This is a genomic window from Bradyrhizobium sp. JR4.1 (assembly GCF_040548605.1).
Taxonomy (GTDB): Bacteria; Pseudomonadota; Alphaproteobacteria; order Rhizobiales; family Xanthobacteraceae; genus Bradyrhizobium; species Bradyrhizobium canariense.
The window spans coordinates 90774-111416 of the sequence record NZ_JBEPRY010000019.1 but is presented as its reverse complement, the minus strand read 5'-3'; the positions used below and the strand labels follow the sequence as shown (position 1 = coordinate 111416).

The following is a 20643-nucleotide window of genomic DNA, read 5'->3' as shown; positions in this document are numbered from 1 at the left end:
AAAAGCAGCCTTGGCGCCAACGCTGCCGATTGGTCCGCTGAGGGCCAGAAGCTGACGTATTGAGTGTTGCCTGCTACGATGACAATTGAGGGCGACATAGTTCATCGTTTGATGATCGTGAGGCAAGGCGTGTGGGCAGAAATCTCAAAAGCGTCGTTCATTTCTATTCCGATAGTCGGAACTCTATCCGGGCTGCTGAGCATGCGAACGGCCTATTCGACATACAAGTTGATCGGAGCCCGCTTCGACGGCGCGAACTTTCCATGGTTCTACACCGTGTTGCAAAGCCCTTGGTACGCGAAGCAATTTTGGGGACAGGACGATATTGCTAATGGGCTTCCTTATGACCTGAAGACGACGGTCACTCGCGCGAGAACCCAGATTAACTACGGAATGGCTGCAATCATTTTGTGGACCATCTTTGCTCTCTGCGTCGGTGCTGCAGCAGCCCATTTCGGGAGCGGCACGTAGGCGATACCCACTGTCCGCTCAGGGTCACAAGCGGCCGATCACGACCAAGACGCGCGGCGTCCGCTAGAAACTCCCAAGCGGACGCTCACGAGGACACGCCCCCCTACGCCGTCCGCAACACCGGCGCCGGCGGCTGTGACGGCCGGATCAGCGCGAACGCCACCTGGATGATGCCGCCGGCCAGCCCCAGCGCGACGCCGATGCGCCAGGCCATCGTATACGAGCCGAGCGCATCGTAGATCACCCCTCCCCCATACGCGCCGAGAAAGCTGCCGATCTGGTGGCTCATGAAGGCGAGGCCCTGGATCATCGCCTGCCAGCGCAAGCCGAACATCTCGGCGACCGCGCCCGCCACCAGCGGGCCGACACCCATCCACAGGAAGCCCATGATCGCGCCGAACAGCAAGGTCGAGGCAGGCGTCGCCGGCAGCGTAAAGTACCAGGCGAGCGCGAGCGAGCGGAAGACGTAGATGCCGCCGAGCAGTGCGAGCTTGTTCCAGCGCTGGCCGGCCCAGCCGAAGAACAGCGAGCCAAGCACGTTGAAGCCGCCGATCATGCCCAGCGTCTGCGCGCTCAGCATCGGATCGAGGCCGCAGATCGCGAGATAGGACGGCAGGTGCGTGGTGAGGAACACGAGCTGCATGCCGCAGACGAGATAGGCGCAGGTCATCACCACGAAGGACGCGTTGCCGAAAGCGGTCTTCGCCGCGATCATGGCCGTGGCATCGACGATCTCGTCAGTCGCGGGCTTGGGCAGCGGGACCGCGTCGACACGCCCGGCATACCAGGCCGCGGGGATCATCAGCACCGACATCACCACGAAGCCGGCGAGCCCGACGCGCCACCCGAATCCCTCGTTGAGCATCTGCCCGATTGGCGCCGACAGCAGCGCGCCGAGCGAGCCCGCGCCGGAGACGATGCCGAGCACGGTGGAACGCACCGTCGCGGGCACCGCGCGAGCCGCCACCGACATCGCGATCGCCGCCGCGGTGCAGGCGAGCGAGGTGCCGATCAGCACGCCGGCGCCGATCATGATGGCGACGAGACCGTTCGCGGTTGCCATCAGCACCAGGCCCGCGATGTACATGAACGAGCCTGCGATCATGATGGGACGGAAGCCGTAGCGCGTGGTCATCGCGCCGGCGAGCGGCTGGAGAAAGCCCCAGGCGAGGTTCTGCACCGCCAGCGCCAGCGTGAAGTCGGAGATCGACAGATGGATGTCGTGGGTCAGCGGCTGCATGAAGATGCCGAGGCTCTGCCGCAGCCCCATGCTCAGCGTCAGCATGATCGAGGCGCCGATCAGGATGGGCAATGTCGGGCGCAGGACCTGCAACAGGGGCATTTTCGTCTCCCTCATCGGCGCGGCGCGAGCGCCGTCGTCTGCAATATCAGTTGATTTTGGTTACACAGACCTGTGTACTTAGGCTATGGATAGCGTGCGCTGTCAAGCGAACAGGACATTCACCGCCGCATGGCTCCCCCGCCCGCCCCACAGACGATGAAAGAGCGGATCCTCGAGACCGCCGACAAGCTGTTCTATCTGCAAGGCATTCGCGCCATCGGCGTCGACACCATCGCGGCCGAGATCGGCATCTCCAAGCGCACGCTCTACAACCACTTCCCCTCCAAGGACGCGCTGATCGCGGCCTATCTGGAGCGCCGCTTCGTGCAGCCCCGCCCCTCGGACAAGCCCCCGGCCGAGCAGATCCTCGCCACCTTCGATTCGCTGGAGCGCCGTTTCGCCGCAAAGGACTTTCGCGGCTGCCCGTTCGTGAATGCGGTCGCCGAGCTTGGCCCGGCGGACCGCACCGTGAAGAAGATCGCAATCGCCTTCAAGGAAAGCCGCCGCGTCTGGTTTCGCGACCGCCTCAACGAGCTCGGCGTGACGAACGCGGAGGCGCTTGCAACGCAGCTCGTGCTGCTGGTCGACGGCTCCATCGCGCAGGACCTCGTCCGCGACGACCCCGCAATGGCGCGTGCCGCGAAGGAGGCGGCGACGGTGTTATTGCGAAATGCGGGGGTGGATGTGGGAGATGAGACTGCGGTGAAGCGAGGCAAACGGCCGGCCCGGCATCCCTGAAGTAGCTACGAGATCAGAACCCGATCCGCCCGCCGCAAGAAGGCCGGGCAGGCCAGCACGCACTCCAGCGGCCAACCCGTTGGCCAAGCTTCATTTCGATCTCTTGAAGGGAGCGCGCCGGTATCCCTGAGGGAGTAGCGAAGAGCGAACAGCTGGTGCCGCAACTTATGGCCGCACTTCGTGACCGAGCCTATTAACATAGTTAAATTGATTTAATTTGATTTAACGTATTTAATCTTTCCGCCAGCCCCGGAGAGAACCCATGCCTGACCAGGACGACCGCCGCGAATTTCTAAAGACCTGCGGAAAGTTCGCAGCCGTGACACCTCCAACTATAACGCTGCTGCTCTCCACCTCCCTCACGTCCGATGCAATTGCTAAATCGGGTGCGAGCGCGGTCCATCACCACCACGGCAACAATGGCTGGGGTAACGGCGGCGGCGATGGCAGCCCCAACGGCAAGGACGACAGAGGCCGCTAAACATTTTTCGGCAGCACCGCAGTTGAAACGGCTCGCCGGTCACCAATTTTTCCGACGCCCATTCCTATATCGGTAATGCAGTCCAGTCGGGCCCCAGCTCTTCCCATTGCCCCCGGAGCTGGGGTTCATTTTTGTTCGGCTAGGAACGACTTACCGATTGCCAAGTTTTCCCGTGGCCCTCCCCAAGGGGGCAGCTGCTTCGCCAAGGCAGCTCAACAGCCCCAGCTTCACCGCCCTGAAGCTGGGGTTCCTTTTGCTGTCTCAATTGCCTCCCGCCTGGCCGCATCTTCTTCATCGCGTCATGGACGCGCTGGCCGAAGCCGCGATCCTGAAGCAGTGAGCCTGACGTATTGAAATCCGATGTTTACCTATGGTAGATTGCCATTTTTTCCCGATAATTCTTTTTGTGCTGGGGAGAACATCCATGCGAAGCTCTCGCGCAATCCTTTATGCCCAACAACTTAGCGAACTCACTTCTCAGCTCTCAGAATTGGAATATCTTCGAGGTCTGGTCGAAGAAGCAGAGCGAAGCGCCCACGCTGTGCCTCCATTACGCTTGACACATCCTGCTTCGCGCCGCCTTCGAAGTCGTAAACCAGGCGCCCTGTCTGTCCGCCGCCGTCGCCTCGCGCCACCAAGCTGGAATGCAGGAGCTATCAGCCACCCTGACAACGACAACCAAGTCGATCAGACTTTGCTGGAGCCATTCCCCGACGGATGGTGGGCTTCCCCCTAAAGCCTCTCCAAGCGCTGACCCGACGAAGGGATTTGATCCTATGCACCACATCCAGAGTACGCATATTGCCGCGATATTAAAACTGACCGCCCAGCAGCTTGAAGCACTTCGCAGCCCCCGAGAGATCCAAAAGGAATATTCCGAAATCCTCGTTTTGAGAGAGAAGATAAAACTGGTGACCGATCAGAAGAAGGCTCGCCGGCAATCCTTGCTCGGTGTCTGCCACGCGCCTGGTAAATGATCCTGAACTCCACGATCACGTGTCCCAAGTGCGGTCACGCTGCTGCCGAGGTCATGCCGACCGACGCTTGCCAGTTCTTTTATGACTGCAAACGCTGCGGCGAGCGTCTGAAGCCGCTCCCCGGCGACTGCTGCGTGTTCTGTTCCTTCGGCACCGTTCCCTGTCCGCCGGTTCAAGAGAACGGCACGGGCTGCTCTAACTAGCTGCCCTGAAGGGAGTGGATGCAGCACAAGAGGAGTGGTGCGAGCGTTTTGCGGCATGCTTGACACGTCACGACAACCCAAGGGAGCATCTGGCTTTTTTTTCATTCTTTTGGAGATTGCCACGATGACTACCATCCACATGGACTCGTCCGTCAGCCAGACCGCCACCCGCGCCGTTATGAACGGAGGAGTTCTGAGCTGCACAAAGACCAGCGACAAGGATGTTTATTCTCATTCGATCTGGGCCGACCGAAAGCAACATCCGGCAGTTCACGATGCACTAAGGGGACAGCATCGTCATCCCGCCCGGTTCGAGCGTGACGATATGGATATTCCGCACGCGGCCGGGAAAATCGACTTGGACCATGGACTTCGAACTCAAGGAAAAGGCTGCCTGACGCGCCATATGAAACAGCCTCTCTCGGAAATCCGGGAGCGGTCACCTGAATGACCGAACTGAAAGGAACAATCGCCATTTCGGCGTAGTTGACCTTCTTTACACCGGAGAAGGTCATGAATCGAAAATCGCTTCTTCTTACAGCCGCACTGTCCTTCGCTGTTGCCGCACCGGTCCTCGCACAAGGCGGCGGAGGTGGTGGTGGCGCGGGTGGCGCGGCCGCGAGCGGCGGCGCGTCCGGATCATCCGCGAGCTCAGGTGCAGGCACTGGCACGTCTGGCGCCGCCAATGGAGGTCCCTCGGCCCCATCCGGCATGGGCACAAACGCAACCTCAACCGGCGCTCACACCAATAACTCTCCAACCAACCCGAACGTTCAGCCCCCGACGCCGAACGGCAACACCGCGAGCACACCGGCCGCACCGGGCAGCTCGGGCGCGGGCAGCACCGCGACCGGATCGACACAGACCGGCACGCCAAACGGGAGCGACGGGTCCGGCATCACGGCGACCAATGGTGCCAACAGCGATAACAGGGACCAGATGAGCCCCGCTGAGCAAGCAAGGACGGGGATCAAGACGCTTCCGCAAGATCAAACTCCAGGAGCCGTCAGTGCGCCGGGCGTTGGCGTCGGTCATGCGGCGAACGGCTTGCCGATCGGTACGCCAGGTTCGGGGACCAGCAACGTCGATCAGAAGTAACCCGGACTTTCGGTCCACATGGATTCCATCGCTTGAGCCGAGACGCCGCGGCGTACTGGATTCCCCGCCTGCGCGGGGAACGACAGCAGAGTTCGTGGGATTTTCGGAATGCTAGCAGCATGCTCCTGTTTTGCCCGACGAGTCAAACGGCATTGCGGTCCAGCATCAGCCGTTTTGCGGCCGACGTAAGCCATTGATCCGACTAGCGTCGGCTACTGTGCATGGGGTTGTTTTCGCGTTTTTTTTTGCGCCGGCCTGTGCGAGCGGCCTCACGCCGCGTGCGACACCACGCGATTGCGGCCGTCGTGCTTGGCGCGGTACAGCGCAGTGTCGGCGCGCTTGAGGACGTCGCCAACCGCCTCGCCCTTCTGCTCCAGCGTGGTCAGGCCGATCGAGATCGTGACCTCGATGCGCTTGGTGCCCTTGTGGATCGCAAAGGGCTCGCCGGCGATCGAGCGGCGCAGGCGCTCGGCGACCATGCCGGCGACGTGGAGATCGGTCTCCGGCATCACGATGACGAATTCCTCGCCGCCGTAGCGACAGGCAAGGTCGATGCCGCGGATCGACTTGCGCACCCGCACGGCGAATTCGCGCAGCACGTCGTCGCCTGCATCGTGGCCGTAATTGTCGTTGATCGACTTGAAGTAGTCGATGTCCAGGATCATCAGCGCCAGCGGCTTGCCGCGGGTCGCGGCCTGTTCGGCCAGCGTCGCGAGATGGCTCTCCATGTAGCGGCGATTGTGCAGCCCGGTGAGCGCATCGGTGATCGCCATCTCGATCGAGTTCTGCACGTTGTCGCGCAGATGGTCGGTGTAACGGCGGCGGCGGATCTGGGTGCGGGCACGCGCCAGCAGCTCGATCTTGTCGATCGGACGCAGCAGATAGTCGTTGACCCCGATCTCGAGCCCACGCAGCAGCCGCGTGGCGTTCTCGGGGTCGGCGATCGCCAGGATCGGCACATGCCGCGTGCGCTCCAGCGAGCGCGCCTGGCTGCACAGCCGAAGGCCGTCGAAATTGTTGAGGTCGAGCGAGACGATCAGCAGATCGTAATTGCCCTCGGCGGCGTGGAACAGCGCTTCCGTCGGGTTCGGCTCGACGTCGATGGTGTGCTCGGCGGCGAGGATCGTCGCCAGCCGCTCATAGGAGGACTGGCGATCGTCGACCAGCAGGATGCGGCCGCCCTTGCCGGTGTCGGAGATTGCACTGCGCTCGGGCGCCTGCATGCCGATCTCGAGCGAAGTGATGGCGCGCATGCGCAGCTCGTCGGTCATCATCTTCAGCCGGGTCAGCGAACGGACGCGCGCGATCAGCACGACATCGGAGACGGGTTTTGTCAGGAAATCGTCGGCGCCGGCTTCCAGCCCGCGGTTGCGGTCGGCCGGGCTGTCGAGCGCGGTGACCATCACGACGGGAATGTGGTGCGTGGCCGGATCGGTCTTGAGGCGGCGGCAGACCTCGAAACCGTCCATGTCCGGCATCATGACGTCGAGCAGGATGATGTCGCATTCGGCGCGGGCGCAGATCGCCAGCGCCTCGGTGCCGTTCGCGGCGGTCATGACGTCGAAATATTCGGCGGATAGGCGAGCTTCGAGCAGCTTGACGTTGGCAGGGACGTCATCGACGACGAGAATACGCGCGGACACTGTGAACTCACTTCCTATCCGATGAAACGTCGGACCGTCTCAATGAATTTGCCGACCGAGATCGGCTTGGACAAATAGGCTTCGCAGCCGCCCTCGCGGATGCGCTCTTCGTCGCCCTTCATCGCGAACGCCGTGACGGCGACGACGGGAATGCTGCGCAGCTCCGGATCGTCCTTGATCCAGCGCGTCACCTCCAGGCCCGAGACCTGCGGCAATTGGATATCCATCAGCACGAGGTCGGGCCGCATCTTGCGAACGAGGTCGAGCGCCTCGTAGCCGTTGCTGGTACCGGTGGTCTGGTAGCCGTGCGCCTCCAACAGGTCGCGGAAGAGCTTCATGTTGAGCTCGTTGTCTTCCACGATCAGGACGGTCTTAGCCATCCCGCCCTCCTGATTGGTCCGCAGACCGATGCATGTGACGCCTCAGGCGCCGGTCGCCGGCGCTTCGAAAACTGGATTCAAACTAGCCTCGAATTCGCTTGAGTTTAGTTAAACCCGAGGGCCGACTTTCTGCGATGTGGTTTTCAGTTGCTTGTCGGGGGTCACAAGACTCAGGAACGAGACTCGGGCATGGTGACCCCAAAGTAGACACCGAAAGTTAACGGAAAGGCAAACCGGCCACGTGAAAAAGCCTGTTCACAACCCGCGCGAAGTCGCTGAAATCGTTGCGCTTCAGGCGCTGTCTTTCGTCGCGGGCGAACCCGAGCGGCTGGGCCTGTTCCTGGCCGAGACAGGGGTCGGCCCGGAGACGCTGCGCAATGCCGCCTCGGACCCCAATTTCCTGCTCAGCGTGCTCGATTTCGTGATGCGGGATGACGCCACCGTGAAGGCCTTTGCCAGCGCTGCGGAACTGCATCCGACCAACGTTGCCGCAGCGCGGCAGGTTCTCGGCGACGCGCTCGGCGACCGCAATTGGGAGCGCGACGTGCCGTGACCTCCCTGGAGACGGCCGGGCCCCGCTGCTTCTGCCGGGATTGTTCGGCCGATCTGGATATCGGCGTTCGGCGTTGTTCCGCCTGCGGTTCCCCCCGCCTCGCCCGCCACCGCGCACTCGCAAGCCTGACCATCGCCCATATCGACTGCGACGCCTTCTACGCGACCGTCGAGAAGCGCGACAACCCCGACATCGCCGACAGACCCGTCATCATCGGCGGGGGCAAGCGCGGCGTGGTGTCGGCCGCCTGCTATATCGCGCGCACCTACGGCGTGCGCTCGGCCATGCCGATGTACAAGGCGTTGGAAGCCTGCCCGCATGCCGCCGTGATCCCGCCGGACATGGCGAAATATGTCCGGGTCGGGCGCGAGGTGCGCCAGGCCATGCAGGCCCTGACGCCGCTGGTCGAGCCGCTCTCGATCGACGAGGCGTTCCTCGATCTCTCCGGCACCGAGCGGGTGCACGGCATGATCCCCGCCAAGGTGCTGGCGCGGTTCGCACGCAACATCGAGCGCGACATCGGCATCAGCGTCTCGGTCGGCCTCTCCTGCAACAAGTTCCTGGCCAAGATCGCCTCCGACCTCGACAAGCCGCGCGGGTTTGCCGCGCTCGACCAGGAGGAAGCGCGCTTGATGCTTGCGGAGAAGCCCGTCGGTTTCATCTTCGGCGTTGGACCCGCGACGCAGGAGCGTCTGGTGCAACGCGGCTTCCGCATCATCGCCGACCTGCAGAAGGCCGACGAGATCGAGATGATGCGGCAGTTTCCGAGCGACGGCCGCAGGCTGTGGCGGCTCGCGCGCGGCATCGACGACCGCCGCGTCGAGCCCGATCGGGGCGCCAAGACGATTTCGAGCGAGACGACGTTCGAGACCGACATCCGCGATTTCGCGACGCTGGAGAAGATCCTGTGGCGCCTCTGCGAGAAGACGTCGTCTCGCCTCAAGAGCAGCGAGCTCGCCGGCCTGACCGTCACGCTGAAGCTGAAGACCGCGGATTTCCGCCAGCGGACCCGCTCGCAGTCGATCACGGCCCCGACGCAGCTTGCCGCGAAGATCTTTTCGATCTGCCGCGAGATGCTGGCGAAAGAGATCGACGGCACCGCCTTCCGTCTGATGGGCGCCGGCGTCAGCGCGTTGCGCGAGGGTTCAGTCGCCGACGACACCGACATGCTCGACCGCCGCGCCGCCCACGCCGAGCGCGCGGTGGACAGCTTGCGCAAGAAATTCGGCAGCGCCGCAGTGATCCGCGGCATCGCGTATGAGGGGCCGGAAAAGGCGCAGGAGTGATGACAGGCGAACGCGACCTCGACGCGCTGCTGAGACACGTGAAGCCGGAGATGCGGCCAGGCATTTTCGTGTTCTGCACGATCCCGACAGGCCAGTCGATTCCCGCAGCGCTCAGCCCTTTGCTGACGTTCCGCGAGCAGGAAGGAACGACGCTCGTGATCCCACGCGAACAGGCCGAAGCGGCGGGACTGCGGTACGCATTCGCATCGTGCCTGATCACCCTGACGGTTCACTCCGCACTCGATGTGGTGGGCTTCCTGGCGGCAATCACGGCACGCCTCGCCGCAGCCGGCATCAGCGTGAACGCCGTTTCGGCGTTTCACCACGATCATCTATTTGTGCCGGCTGACAGGGCGGACGACGCGATGGTTCTTCTGCAAGAGATGTCCAAGGCTACGCACTCGTAGCCCGGATCAAGCGCAGCGCAATCCGGGCTACGGGAAAGATCTCAATCCGCGACCGCCACCGCCTCGATCTCGATCATCCATTCCGGCGCGGCGAGCGCCGAGACGCCGACCAGCGTGCTCGCCGGCGGCTCCATGCCTTCGAAGAAGGCCGAGCGAGCCTTGCCGATGATCGGGCGCAGCTCCGGCTTGTAGTTCACGACGAAGGTCGTGATCTTCACGATGTTGGCGTAGCTCGCGCCGGCTGCTTTCAGCGCGTGTCCGAGATTCTGCATCACCTGCGTGGTCTGCGCGGCGAGATCGCCCTCGCCGACGATCCGCCCTTCCTCGTCCACCGATACCTGGCCGGAGATGTAGATCGTCCGCGCCCCCGTGGCAGTGACGACATGCGAATAAGCGGGATTGTGATGCAGGCCGCTGGGGCGGAGATGATCGAGCTTGGGCATGATGCCTCCCGGATGTTTGTGGTTGGGAGGGAGCCTAGCCAGAGACTGCGTTGCAGGCCAGCCCTCAATTGCAGGGCTTGCTGTCCTTCGCGTCGAACTTGCCCATCGCGCCCGAAATCACAAAATCGTTGTAATCGAGCACGAGCTGGCGCGAGACGCCGTTCTCGTAGAGCTCGAACGCCATCGCATAGACCGGCGTCTGCTCGCCTTCCTTCTGCTGGGCCTCGCGGTCGAAATAGCTGACGGTGACGGGCCAGCGCTTGAGCGACTTCATGTGCTCATCTGACGTCGACGGATCGGGCGAACCTTCGCGCTCGGCCGGGATCGGCTGGCCGATCACGGTCAGCGTGTTGTAGACCTTCTGGCCATCGTCGGAGCCGTCATAGACGGAGAGCTCGAGCAGCGACTTGCCCTCCTTTGCGGCGGCAATGATGCGCTGGATCTGTTCGGTCGGAAACACGATCTTGCCGTCGAGCGTAAAGTTCTTCGGCGCCGGCAGCTTCAGCTTGACGTTGATGTGGTCGCCGTCGCGCTCCGCCGAGCCGTCGACCCGGCCGGCATCCGCCTCGTTCATCCGCGTCTCGATCTTAAAGCGGTAGCTTTTGCCGCCGGCGTCCTCCCAGGAATTGGAGCGGAGGTCGCTGAGCGTGACCTTGCCCTCGCCACTGTCGAGCTCGGAGACCTGGCGGAATTCGGAGGTGTAGCCCTCGCACGAACTTCCGGTGAAATTGTAGAGGATGCGGCCGCGCGCGCTGTTGATCGAATTGGAGCGCGATTTCACCAGGCTCAAATCATAGAGCGCCTGATGCGCGAGGAACGGACCGTTCGCGGCCAGCGCCCCGCCTCCGGAGCCGAGAGCGGCCGCCGCGAGCGCAGTCACACCGAGCGAAGTCCGGAAAAGGTGCAGCATGTCTGGTCCTTGGGGAAAGCGCAGATTCGACATTTTAATGAACGTTCCATTGCGTCGCAACTGAGGCCGTTTCACGTAAAGTTGCGGCCTTTGCGTTGAACCTCCTGCCCTGCCTCAACAAAATGCCACCCCCGAGGGTTGCTTGCATGTGGCGGCACGATGGGCGAAACAGGGCCCGCCGGGCTGCGACGGATCTGCCCGGCGGATGGATTTTTGGACAACGAGGTCGGACATGGCGGGCACGGTCGAGCAGAAGCTGGCGGAACAGGGTATCAAGCTGCACGAGGCTCCCACCCCCGTGGCCAATTACGTGCCGTTCGTGCGCACCGGTAATCTGCTGTTCGTCTCGGGCCAGGTTTGCTTCGATCCCGCCGGCAAGCTGATCGCCAAGGGCAAGCTCGGCGCCGGCGTGACCATCGAAGAGGGCGCGGCGGCCGCCCGCGGCTGCGCCGTCAACCTGCTGGCCCAGGTCAAGGCGGCGCTCGGCGACCTCGACAAGGTCGTTCGCGTGGTGCGCCTCGGCGGCTTCATCAACTCGGCGCCGGACTTCCTGGACGGGCCGAAGGTCCTCAACGGCGCCTCCGATCTGATGGTCGCCGCCTTCGGTGACAAGGGCCGTCATGCCCGCACCACCGTCGGCGTCGCCTCCCTGCCCGCGGATGCGGCGGTCGAGGTCGAAGGCGTGTTCGAGGTCGCCTGAGGCGAATGCGCGCTCCTGATTGGTTGACAGCCCGCCCGGTCGCCCATCGCGGCCTGCACGACATTTCCCGCCGCATCGTCGAGAACATGCCGGGCGCGGTGCAGGCTGCGATTGCGGGCAATTTCTCGATCGAGGTCGACATCCAGCTCTCCGCCGACGGCGAGGCCATGGTGCATCACGACCATGCGCTCGGCCGCCTTACCGAGGCCACCGGCCCGCTGGTCGAGAAAACCGCCACTGAACTGAAGGCGCTCACGTTCAAGGACACGGCCGAGCGGATGATGTCGCTCAGCGACCTCTGCGGCCTGGTCGCCGGCCGCGTGCCGCTGGTGATCGAGGTCAAGAGCCATTTTGACGGCGACCGCAAGCTGGTGAAGCGGATGGCCGAGGTGCTGGCATCCTATGACGGCCCCGCCGTCGGCATGTCCTTCGACCCGGACCAGGTGCTGGCGCTGCGCGAGCTGTTGCCCTCCCGCCCCCGCGGCATCGTCGCGCAGCGGAGCTATCAGGACGAATACTGGGCTTACCTGACCCGGGAGCAGCGCGACAGCATGCTGTACCTGCGCCACGGCTTCCAGACCCAGCCGCATTTCGTCGCCTTCAGGGTCGACGACCTGCCCGCCCCCGCCCCCTGGATCGCCCGCAATGTGTTCGGCTGCGCCCTGCTCGGCTGGACCGTGCGTACGACCGAGCAGCGGACGCGGGTCGCACAACATGCGGATCAGATGATCTTCGAGGGCTTCGTACCGTAGGCTTGATGTTTCCCACTCTTGAAGTCGCTGCTGCAATGCACGATCTTGGGCATGATGGCACCATCCGAAATCACCCTTGAGGCCGTACCTTCCATTGGCGAAGTATCGCCAGACGACTGGGACGCCTGCGCTAGTCCCGGCAAGTCTTGTAATGGGCATGGCAAGGGAACCTCATCCGGGCTTCCAGGCGATTCTCTCGGCCTCTCAAAGCCTGCCTATAACCCCTTCGTCTCCCACGCGTTTTTATCGGCCGTTGAGAAATCGGGTTCGGCCACGATCCGCACCGGCTGGGGGCCGCGGCATCTCGTGGCCAAGATCGACGGTCGCGTCGCCGGCGTCGTGCCCTGCTACCTGAAATCGCACTCGCAAGGCGAATATGTCTTCGACCGCGGCTGGGCCGATGCCTATGAGCGCGCCGGCGGGCGGTACTATCCGAAGCTGCAGGTTTCGGTTCCCTTCACGCCGGCCACGGGACCGCGGCTGCTGGTTCGCGAAGGCGTCGACCACGAGCGCATCACGGAGGCACTGGCGAGCGGGCTGGTGGCGCTGTGCGGCGTCAGCAAGGCTTCCTCGGTGCACGTCACTTTCGCCCGCGAAGCGGAGTGGAAGCTGCTCGCCAAGCACGGCTTCCTCCAGCGCACCGACCAACAGTTCCATTGGCACAACGAGGGTTTTGCGAGTTTCGACGATTTCCTGGCGACGCTGAACTCACGCCACCGCAAATCGATCAAGCGCGAGCGGCGCGATGCGCTCGCCGCCGGAATCACCATCCACTGCCTTACGGGCAAAGACATTACGGAAGACGCATGGGATGCGTTTTTCATGTTCTACATGGAGACTGGCTCGCGCAAATGGGGCCGGCCTTATCTGACACGGGAATTCTTCTCGCTGATCGGCGAGACCATGAGCGATGACGTGCTGCTGGTCATGGCCCGTCGCAACGATCGCTGGATCGCGGGTGCGATCAACTTCATCGGTTCGGACACGCTGTTCGGCCGCAACTGGGGTGCGGTCGAGCATCATCCCTTCCTGCATTTCGAGGTCTGCTATTATCAGGCGATCGACTTCGCCATCAAACGCGGCCTGGGGAATGTCGAGGCCGGCGCGCAGGGCGAGCACAAGATCGCACGCGGCTACCTGCCGCGGACCACCCACTCCGCGCACTTCATCGCCGATCCCGGCTTGCGCCGCGCCATCGACGATTACCTCAAGCGCGAGCGCGCCTATGTCGCGGAAGCCGGACGTGAGCTAGCCGAGCTCGGCCCGTTCCGCAAAGGCGCCGACGAGGCGCCTTGACGGTTCGTTGCGGCTGGTGACAGTAAGCGCAAAATTCCAGGGAGCCGCCGCCATGACCGCCTACGACCCCAACAACATTTTCGCAAAGATCCTGCGCGGTGAATTCTCCTGCCACAAGGTTTACGAGGATGAGCACGTGCTCGCGTTCCTCGACATCATGCCGCGGGTACCTGGCCACACGCTGGTGATTCCAAAAGCACCTGCCCGCAACATCCTCGACATCAAGCCGGACGACTACGCCCATGTCGCCCGCGGCGCGCACAAGATCGCTGCCGCAGCGATGACGGCGTTCAAGGCCGACGGCATCACCGTGCAGCAGTTCAACGAGGCGGCCGGCGGACAGGTGGTGTTTCATCTCCACATGCACGTGATGCCGCGCCACGACGGCGTGGCGATGCTTCCGCCCGCCAGCCGCAAGGAAGACGTCAAGGTGCTGGAAGAGAACGCGACCAAGCTGATCGCGGCGTTGAAGGCGGTTTGAGTCTCAGCTCCCGTAGCCCGGATGGAGCGAAGCGCAATCCGGGACCGTTCCCGCATTCCGCTTCGCTCCATGCGGGCTACGATCGCCGCCCCTTACTCTGTCTGGAAATCCCCCGGCTGCGGGGCGGCCAGCGGCGTGAACTCGCAACGATCCGGCTTGATGTCGATCAGCGGCGTGTTGTCGAGGCAATCGAGCCCGCGCACCAGAATCGCGTTGCCCTCGATGCCGACCAGCTTCACGATCGACGTGCCGATCGGATTGGGGCGCACCGGCGAGCGCAGCGAAAACGTGCCGCGGGTCTTCTCGTTGTTCTTCGGGCTTTGCAGGACGATGTCGCGGCGCGACTTGTCGAGCCAGTAGAGCACTTCGAGATTGCTATAGAAATCGACGCCCTTGATCGCCGGCACGAACGGCTCGAAGATCTCGAGCCGGCATATCGGGCCGTCATGCCGGCCCTGCCGCGGGGTCTCCAGCCGCGAGCTCCAGGGCGTGCGGATGCGGCCGATAAAGACGAGGCCGGCATCCTGCGTCGGCGGCAGCTCGATGGAGACTTCACCCTCGCGGAGCTCGTTTTCGCGAACCATATTTCCAATTCCCTGCTGTTCGCCGGCAGTTTTAGCCCAACCACCACTTGCCGGCCAGCATGAAGACTTCGCCCGCGACCACGCCCGCGAAGATCGAGCGGCGGGTCAGCAGGAAGACGACGAGGCCGGCGCCGACCGCACCGTAGCGCAAGGCGTCCGGCACGCTCGCAAGCGCACCGGGCGGCTCGACCACGATCTGGGCGATGACGCCGGCCAGGATCGCGGTGGCGACCGCCCGTACCCAGACCAGAAGCTCGGAGCCTTCGTCGATGCCGCCGCCGAACCACAGGCCCAGCATGCGCCATATCTGGTTGGGAACAACGCCGGCGACGAACAGCACTGCCAGCGCTTGCCAGTCGCCAATGAGTTGCGCAAAGCTCATGCACGCACCTCCCGCCACCAATGCACGCCATAGGCGATGGTGCCGGCCACGAGGCCGCTGACGAGGATGTCGAGTCCGGAGTTCATTTTCGCGGCCAGCGGATACAGCAGAACCCCTAGCGCAAGTGCGACGACATCGGCGACCTCGCGGCTGTTGCGTGCGGTCGAGAACAGGAAGGACAGCGGCGTCAGCAACAGGATCGCCGCCCCAAGCGTCTGGGTCAGATTCGCGGCAAGGAAATAGCCGACCGTGTTGGCGGTGAGACACACCGAGACAAGACCGAAGCCAAGTCCGTTGACGAAGGCGATCCGGCGTTCACGCGGCACCTGCGGCAGGAAGCGATGGCATTCGACCCACAGTGTCACTGCAGTGAGATGCGCCGCGAAAAACAGCTCGCGCCGTTTCGTCGTCGGCGTGCGCATCAGCGGCAGCACCGAGACCACCATCGGAAACAGGCGAATGGCGCTGACGGTGACCGCGATCGCCGACTGGATGACCGTCGCGCCGGAGCCGAGCGTGGTGATCAGGATGATCTGCGCCGGACCTGCCCAGACGAACAGCGTCGAGCAGAGCGCCCAGAGCAGGCTGAAATGGGTGTCGTGGGCGAGCGCGCCAATGCCGAGATAGGTCGCGAACAGGACGAGGGTGAGGATCGTCTGCGTGATCGAGCGCAGTCCCCACGCAAAGGCGCGCCAGGGACTTTGCCATTGAGGTGAATCGAGCGGAGGAAGCGCCACGGGAGTCTTGGCCGGGTGAGGAATCGTGCCTGCATAACGGGCAATACGGCGGCGGGCGTCAAGAAAGCGCGCGGCGGGGCTGGCATGCACGCGTGGTTGCCATTCGGGGCGCGTCCCCTACCCGCTCACACCGCGGTTCTTCAGCACGAAGCATGCCCCGCCCGCCTTGCGGATGCGACCGCAGAGTTCATCCGCCTCGCTCCGCGTATCGGCGCCGATGCGCACTTGGTAGAAGGCGCGCGTGCCTCGGCTGCGCATCACTGAGCTCAGCAGGCTCGGATCACGTTCGCCGATCACGGCGCCCAGCCGCGTGACCGCGCGGGAATACATAGCCAGTGCCCGGTTGCGGTCAAAGCCCGCGGCGAGCTGCACGCCCCAGATTTTTGCGGCCGCCAGCTCCACATGCTGTTCGAGCTCGGCGACGAAAGCATTTGGCGCGCGCTTCAAAAGCGCCATCAGATCGCGGCAGCTCGTCGGTGGCGCGCTCGGCGGACCCTTGCCCGTTGCGCCTGCCTTGGCCCAGGCATCGATGCTGGTGCCAGTGATGGCAAGAACGTAATTGCGGGTCTGCTCCGGCATGCTGCCGGTGCCGGCGAGCCATTCCTGCACCCGGCGCGGCCCGGCATTGTAGGCGGCCGCCGCCAGGCCGAGATTGCCGAACTGGTTGCGCAGCTCGTTCAGAAATTCCGCCGACTTCGGCAGCGCCTGCACGGGATTGAAGGGATTGAGCAGCCCGCGCTCGCTCGCGGTGCCCGGCATGAATTGCGCGATCCCCTGCGCGTGTTCGCCGCTGCGCGTCATGGGCCCCACCGCATCGGCCTGGAAGCGGCTCTCCTGCCAGATCACGCGGGCGAAGAACTCCAGCGGCAGATTGGCATCGCGCGCTGCGGCCTCGACGATCAGGCAGATCGATTCCCGCGTGTCGCTCTCGCGCGCATCCGCGGGCTTCGCCGGCTGCACGGCGAGTTCTTCGACGCTGGGGACGGCGACGTCGGTTTCGGCGGGCGAACTGTCCCACGCAACAACCTGTGTCGCCGAGACAAGCAGCGCGGGGATGATGCACATCGCAATCTGCACCCATCGCGTGCAGGCATGACGGTGGCGCGCCTCGGCGCGGCATGCGACAGTTTGATCTGCCATGTTGTGGCATCGTGCCATGGTTCGACGAGTTGCCAATATATGCTGCCTGACCTGCTTCTCCCAATGCGTTACCCCGCCAAACGGATCCGCGCGATTCTTGTCCTCGCCGCATTCATCCTGGGCGTCGCGCCAGCCGCCGCGCAGGTGACGTCCCAAGTCACCTCTCAAGTCAATTGGCGGATGACCACGGAATACCCTGAGAATAACATCTCCGGGATTGGACTCGCGACCTTCGCAAGCCGCGTCTCCGACCGTACCCACGGTTTCGTGACCGTGACGAACGCCTTCGATAACCAGCTCAAGATCAACTCGGGCGAGATGCCGCGCGCGGCGCTGGACGGCCGGATCGCGGGCGGCGATGCCTTCGCGGGCGCGCTCTCGGGCCTCGACCCTGTGTTCGGATTGTCCACCCTGCCCTTTCTCGTGCAATCGGTCGACATCGCCCGCGCCACCAATCTGCGGGCGCGCCCGCTCTACGAAAAAGCACTCGCTGCGCGCGGCCTCAAGCTGCTCTATGTGACGATCTGGCCGGCCACGGGCCTGTGGTCGGAGCGGTCGCTCGAAGGTGCCGACGACCTGCCGAAACTGAACTTGCGAACCTATGATGCCAATTCCACCGAGGTCATGCGCGCGGCCGGCGCGAACGCGCAATTCCTGCCGATGGACGCGGCGCTCGCCGGACTGAGGGAACACCGGCTGAATGCCTTCCTCACCTCCGGCGACGGCGGTGCGGGGCGCAAATTGTGGGACTTTCTGCCGCATTTCACGGCCATCAACTACGCGATGCCGATCTCGATCGCCTTCGTCCGCAGCGACGCCTTTGCCGAACTGTCCGAACCGATGCAGCGCGAGGTGCTGGCCGCGGCGGCCGAGACAGAACAGAGCCAGCTCGCGCTACTGACCCACCGCACCATCGAGAACTATGCGCGGATGCGCGACAATGGCGTCCATATCGCCGAGCCGGCGCCTGCGTCCCTTGTCACGGAGCTGCGGAAGGCAGCAACGAACGCGATCGCCGCCTGGGAAACCCGCGCAGGCGCGGAGGCAACCGCCATCGTCGAATGGGCGAGACAGCAATGAGGGAGCGTTAGCGGCATCTACGATCGACGTCCTGCCGGTGTCGCTGCCTACCGCCCTAGTTCTTGACCGGACCCGGGATTTCGCCCCGGATGGCGCGGTCGAGGGCATCGATCAGCGCCTGGATCTCGATGAACTTGTTGCGCGCTCGCTCGGCCGTGTCGCGCACAAACGGAGCGGCCAGCACTTTCGCATGCGCATCCCTGTCCTCGATCATGCGATCACGGGCCTTCTTCAGAGTTTCAAGTCGCTCGCTCATCCGGCCTCTCCTGAAAAAAATCGTCCCGATCTCTCGTCCGGATTCGCCATTAACAAGACGCGGCGAACGAGCAACCCTCAACAGCCGCGGCAGATGTTCTTCAGCTTCGCTGCGGTTCTGGCCTCTTCCGCCACGAACGGGTCCTTGTAGGCACCACGGGACCCATCGTTCTCCGCAGCAGCGGGCTTTCTTTCCTTTGGAGGAAACGCAGCATCGTAGCAGGCGAGACGTCCGCTCGTGCTTTCGATCGCCCGGCAGTCCGGCCCTGCCGCGACAGCGCCTTGCGAAAGTGTGCCAAGTATCAATATGGCAAGCATCAATGCGACGAGAAGCGCTCTCCGGCGGATCCAGTCGACCAGACGAAATCGAGTCATACACGCTCCTGCTTAGTCGGCGGGAGCGCTGGTGACCCTCAGTCACCGGTCGATGCCAATGGAAGGCGGTGATGGCGTGACTTTACGCTTCCCTCCCGCGAATAGCGAGCTTTAAGGGATACGCGGTATCAAGAAGGCGATTTTCGGCCTGACAATGGTTGCGCGTTTGCCTTGGTCCGTGGCCTCGTTTAGGTCAAGCAATAGGCGGCGGTATCAACACAGGCGTGGCGACATGGTGACAATCTATTTCGATCTCGACGGCACGCTGACCGACCCGAAGCCCGGGATCACGCGCTCGATCCAGTACGCCCTGGAGCGGCTCAACGTCGCGGTGCCGAGCGCGGACGAGCTGACCTGGTGCATCGGCCCGCCGCTGCATGCCAGCCTGCAAAAGCTCACGGGCAGCGCGGAACTCGCCGACCGGGCGCTGCTGCTCTATCGCGAGCGCTTCAGCGATGTCGGCCTGTTCGAGAACGAAGCCTATGCCGGCATCGTGGACACGCTGACAACGCTTGCCGCGACAACACCGCGCATGTTCGTGGCGACCAGCAAGCCCGCGGTCTACGCCACCCGTATCGTCGAGCATTTTGGCCTGAAACCGTATTTCGAGCGCGTGTTCGGTTCCGAGCTCGACGGCACGCGCGTCGACAAGCGCGACCTGCTGCGCTACGCGCTCGACGAAGCCAGGGTCGATCCCGCCAGCGCGATCATGATCGGCGACCGCAGCCATGACGTGGTCGGCGCCCGCACCAACGGCATGACCGCGATCGGCGTGCTCTATGGCTACGGCAGCGAGGCCGAGCTGCGGGACGCCGGCGCGCATCACATCTGCGCCGCGCATTCGGAGCTGCTCGGTCACTGCGTGGTCTAGGTCCATCAAGGGCTGACGGTCTCTACCGCCGCCAGCATGCCGGTCCTGGTGTGACAGTTCAGATACTCGAAGAACTGCTCGTCTGCAGCCGCCACAGTGACCTCGTGATAGAGCCGCAGTTTTGCTGAAGGGCCGAGCGTCGACAGGTACTTCATCGCGGCGCCGAATATCCTGACGTGGGTCGGATGCGATTCCGCCCACTGCTCCAGCGCCGCCAGGCTCTTCCACCAGCTTTGACCATAGGACTTTTCACTCGCGCTCCCGTCGGCTGCCAGCACGCCCATGTAACGGTTGGCGTAGCAGCCGATGCCGAGGCCCTCATCGCGCAGGAAATCCATGCCCTCGCGCAACACCGGTTCGACGTCGTCGAGATAGAGCTTTCGCTCCGAGGTCTCGGTATCGCTCCAATCCTGGCCTGATCGGATCAGGCAGAGATTGTCGTGCGCCTGCACGCGCAGCCGCGCGCCGTCGCGGATCAATTCGGGATTGCCGCCCGGCGACATTGGATCAGTCTGCGACAGCGGGATGCGATCACGCATGCCGCCCCAATAGGCGTGCTCCTGCACCTCGCCGCTCATGCCGCCGGCGATAGCGGCGACGCCCTCCGGCCGGCCGAGCGAGGAAAACAGCGTCTCGTGCCGCGCCACCGTGGGGCGCAGCACCTCGATGAAAGTGCCGATGCCCTCGCGCTGCGTTCCGGTCCAGGCCTCGCGCGCCGGTGCAAACCATTTGTCGAACCGCGCAATGTCGTCCCAATAGGCCACCGAGACGACGTTCTCGTAACCGGCCTGATCAACGTATTGCGCGCGGTCCCAATGCGAGGGCCTGCCTTCCGCGGCAAACCGTTCCGCGATGTCGGCGAGCGCGTCGGTCGCAGCCGCCGGCGCCGTGCCGCGATATTGAAGGCCGAAATAGGCCATCACGACCCGGTTCACCGCAGGCTTATAGCGCGCCACGAAGGACGGGTATGGCGGCTGGTAATCGTCCGGCACGCGCTTGTGGCGCGTGCGCGGGGTCTCGAGATGCAGAGGAATTGCGGATTCCATGAGCGTGCCTCC

At 63.8% G+C, this 20643-nt stretch carries 28 protein-coding genes; 16 read left to right on the top strand and 12 right to left on the bottom strand.

The features are described from left to right. The first annotated feature begins 78 nt into the window (after positions 1-78). A complete protein-coding gene (locus ABIB90_RS29895) occupies positions 79-471 on the top strand; it encodes a hypothetical protein (protein WP_354201888.1) in 393 nt (130 codons plus the stop codon). 103 nt (positions 472-574) lie between these two features. Here the strand turns inward: ABIB90_RS29895 and ABIB90_RS29890 are convergent, their stop codons facing one another. Then, positions 575-1813, bottom strand: a complete 1239-nt coding sequence (locus tag ABIB90_RS29890) for an MFS transporter (RefSeq protein WP_354158385.1) — start codon at positions 1811-1813, stop codon at positions 575-577. Between the two features lie 129 nt (positions 1814-1942). Between ABIB90_RS29890 and ABIB90_RS29885 the strand changes: the two genes are divergently transcribed. The 6 genes from ABIB90_RS29885 to ABIB90_RS29860 all read left to right on the top strand — a co-directional run bounded on the left by ABIB90_RS29885 (position 1943) and on the right by ABIB90_RS29860 (position 4663). Continuing rightward, complete coding sequence (locus ABIB90_RS29885) at positions 1943-2551, top strand: TetR/AcrR family transcriptional regulator (RefSeq protein WP_354158387.1); 609 nt, start codon at positions 1943-1945, stop codon at positions 2549-2551. A gap of 262 nt (positions 2552-2813) precedes the next feature. Then, on the top strand, positions 2814-3032 hold the full coding sequence (locus ABIB90_RS29880) for a hypothetical protein (RefSeq protein ID WP_007603284.1): 219 nt from the start codon (positions 2814-2816) through the stop codon (positions 3030-3032). A gap of 172 nt (positions 3033-3204) precedes the next feature. Further along, positions 3205-3372, top strand: a complete 168-nt coding sequence (locus tag ABIB90_RS29875; protein WP_354158389.1) for a hypothetical protein — start codon at positions 3205-3207, stop codon at positions 3370-3372. A 436-nt stretch (positions 3373-3808) separates the two neighbouring features. Continuing rightward, positions 3809-4009, top strand: a complete 201-nt coding sequence (locus ABIB90_RS29870; protein WP_354158391.1) for a hypothetical protein — start codon at positions 3809-3811, stop codon at positions 4007-4009. Next, positions 4006-4212, top strand: coding sequence for a GDCCVxC domain-containing (seleno)protein (locus ABIB90_RS29865; protein WP_007603282.1), 207 nt, complete (start codon positions 4006-4008; stop codon positions 4210-4212). The genes ABIB90_RS29870 and ABIB90_RS29865 overlap by 4 nt, the downstream gene beginning before the upstream one ends. Positions 4213-4336: 124 nt before the next feature. Beyond that, entirely contained in the window at positions 4337-4663 is a 327-nt protein-coding gene (locus tag ABIB90_RS29860; RefSeq protein ID WP_354158394.1) for a hypothetical protein, read from the top strand. A gap of 322 nt (positions 4664-4985) precedes the next feature. Here ABIB90_RS29860 and ABIB90_RS29855 read toward each other — a convergent pair whose 3' ends face one another. From ABIB90_RS29855 to ABIB90_RS29845, 3 genes are all read right to left on the bottom strand, one after another. Beyond that, positions 4986-5132: a hypothetical protein gene (locus ABIB90_RS29855; RefSeq protein WP_157158686.1), complete on the bottom strand. Its 147-nt coding sequence runs from the start codon at positions 5130-5132 to the stop codon at positions 4986-4988. A gap of 447 nt (positions 5133-5579) precedes the next feature. After that, a complete protein-coding gene (locus tag ABIB90_RS29850) occupies positions 5580-6953 on the bottom strand; it encodes a PleD family two-component system response regulator (protein WP_007603275.1) in 1374 nt (457 codons plus the stop codon). Positions 6954-6967: 14 nt separating this feature from the next. Next, positions 6968-7333: a response regulator gene (locus tag ABIB90_RS29845; protein WP_007603272.1), complete on the bottom strand. Its 366-nt coding sequence runs from the start codon at positions 7331-7333 to the stop codon at positions 6968-6970. A gap of 241 nt (positions 7334-7574) precedes the next feature. Here ABIB90_RS29845 and ABIB90_RS29840 point away from each other — a divergent pair, with 241 nt between their 5' ends. Genes ABIB90_RS29840 through ABIB90_RS29830 form a run of 3 tightly spaced genes read left to right on the top strand, consistent with a single transcriptional unit; the run spans position 7575 to position 9579 of the window. After that, a complete protein-coding gene (locus tag ABIB90_RS29840; RefSeq protein WP_247498652.1) occupies positions 7575-7886 on the top strand; it encodes a DUF3572 domain-containing protein in 312 nt (103 codons plus the stop codon). Then, positions 7883-9172: a DNA polymerase IV gene (locus ABIB90_RS29835; RefSeq protein ID WP_007603267.1), complete on the top strand. Its 1290-nt coding sequence runs from the start codon at positions 7883-7885 to the stop codon at positions 9170-9172. Before ABIB90_RS29840 ends, ABIB90_RS29835 begins: the two co-directional genes overlap by 4 nt. Next, on the top strand, positions 9172-9579 hold the full coding sequence (locus ABIB90_RS29830) for an ACT domain-containing protein (protein ID WP_354128551.1): 408 nt from the start codon (positions 9172-9174) through the stop codon (positions 9577-9579). Before ABIB90_RS29835 ends, ABIB90_RS29830 begins: the two co-directional genes overlap by 1 nt. A gap of 41 nt (positions 9580-9620) precedes the next feature. Here the strand turns inward: ABIB90_RS29830 and ABIB90_RS29825 are convergent, their stop codons facing one another. Together ABIB90_RS29825 and ABIB90_RS29820 are read right to left on the bottom strand one after the other, a co-directional pair. Beyond that, complete coding sequence (locus tag ABIB90_RS29825) at positions 9621-10022, bottom strand: RidA family protein (RefSeq protein WP_007603265.1); 402 nt, start codon at positions 10020-10022, stop codon at positions 9621-9623. 64 nt (positions 10023-10086) lie between these two features. Beyond that, entirely contained in the window at positions 10087-10932 is an 846-nt protein-coding gene (locus tag ABIB90_RS29820) for a cell envelope integrity EipB family protein (protein ID WP_354158399.1), read from the bottom strand. Positions 10933-11164: 232 nt separating this feature from the next. Between ABIB90_RS29820 and ABIB90_RS29815 the strand changes: the two genes are divergently transcribed. From ABIB90_RS29815 to ABIB90_RS29800, 4 genes are read left to right on the top strand one after another with little or no spacing between them, the layout of a single operon-like run. Next, positions 11165-11632, top strand: coding sequence for a RidA family protein (locus ABIB90_RS29815; RefSeq protein ID WP_007603263.1), 468 nt, complete (start codon positions 11165-11167; stop codon positions 11630-11632). A 5-nt stretch (positions 11633-11637) separates the two neighbouring features. Continuing rightward, entirely contained in the window at positions 11638-12384 is a 747-nt protein-coding gene (locus ABIB90_RS29810; protein ID WP_354128549.1) for a glycerophosphodiester phosphodiesterase, read from the top strand. A 54-nt stretch (positions 12385-12438) separates the two neighbouring features. Beyond that, positions 12439-13680, top strand: a complete 1242-nt coding sequence (locus ABIB90_RS29805; protein WP_354159272.1) for a GNAT family N-acetyltransferase — start codon at positions 12439-12441, stop codon at positions 13678-13680. Positions 13681-13732: 52 nt separating this feature from the next. Next, the gene (locus ABIB90_RS29800; protein WP_007603258.1) at positions 13733-14161 is read left to right on the top strand and encodes an HIT family protein; all 429 of its coding nucleotides are present in this window, start codon (positions 13733-13735) and stop codon (positions 14159-14161) included. 92 nt (positions 14162-14253) lie between these two features. Here the strand turns inward: ABIB90_RS29800 and tsaA are convergent, their stop codons facing one another. From tsaA to ABIB90_RS29780, 4 genes are all read right to left on the bottom strand, one after another. Continuing rightward, complete coding sequence (gene tsaA / locus ABIB90_RS29795; RefSeq protein WP_354158402.1) at positions 14254-14745, bottom strand: tRNA (N6-threonylcarbamoyladenosine(37)-N6)-methyltransferase TrmO; 492 nt, start codon at positions 14743-14745, stop codon at positions 14254-14256. A 31-nt stretch (positions 14746-14776) separates the two neighbouring features. After that, a complete protein-coding gene (locus ABIB90_RS29790; RefSeq protein WP_354158404.1) occupies positions 14777-15127 on the bottom strand; it encodes an AzlD domain-containing protein in 351 nt (116 codons plus the stop codon). Further along, positions 15124-15864 (bottom strand): AzlC family ABC transporter permease, encoded by a 741-nt coding sequence (locus ABIB90_RS29785; RefSeq protein ID WP_035994751.1) that lies wholly within the window; start codon positions 15862-15864, stop codon positions 15124-15126. The genes ABIB90_RS29790 and ABIB90_RS29785 overlap by 4 nt, the downstream gene beginning before the upstream one ends. Positions 15865-15981: 117 nt before the next feature. Further along, positions 15982-16929, bottom strand: a complete 948-nt coding sequence (locus ABIB90_RS29780; RefSeq protein ID WP_354159274.1) for a transglycosylase SLT domain-containing protein — start codon at positions 16927-16929, stop codon at positions 15982-15984. A gap of 114 nt (positions 16930-17043) precedes the next feature. Between ABIB90_RS29780 and ABIB90_RS29775 the strand changes: the two genes are divergently transcribed. Continuing rightward, positions 17044-18084, top strand: coding sequence for a TRAP transporter substrate-binding protein (locus ABIB90_RS29775; RefSeq protein WP_354158406.1), 1041 nt, complete (start codon positions 17044-17046; stop codon positions 18082-18084). A 55-nt stretch (positions 18085-18139) separates the two neighbouring features. On the opposite strand, the gene ABIB90_RS29770 is transcribed toward ABIB90_RS29775, so the two are convergent. Beyond that, complete coding sequence (locus ABIB90_RS29770) at positions 18140-18340, bottom strand: hypothetical protein (protein ID WP_007603252.1); 201 nt, start codon at positions 18338-18340, stop codon at positions 18140-18142. 606 nt (positions 18341-18946) lie between these two features. Between ABIB90_RS29770 and ABIB90_RS29765 the strand changes: the two genes are divergently transcribed. Beyond that, the gene (locus tag ABIB90_RS29765; protein ID WP_354158409.1) at positions 18947-19585 is read left to right on the top strand and encodes an HAD family hydrolase; all 639 of its coding nucleotides are present in this window, start codon (positions 18947-18949) and stop codon (positions 19583-19585) included. 5 nt (positions 19586-19590) lie between these two features. Here the strand turns inward: ABIB90_RS29765 and ABIB90_RS29760 are convergent, their stop codons facing one another. Continuing rightward, a complete protein-coding gene (locus tag ABIB90_RS29760) occupies positions 19591-20631 on the bottom strand; it encodes a phenylacetaldoxime dehydratase family protein (RefSeq protein ID WP_354158411.1) in 1041 nt (346 codons plus the stop codon). Positions 20632-20643: the final 12 nt, after the last annotated feature.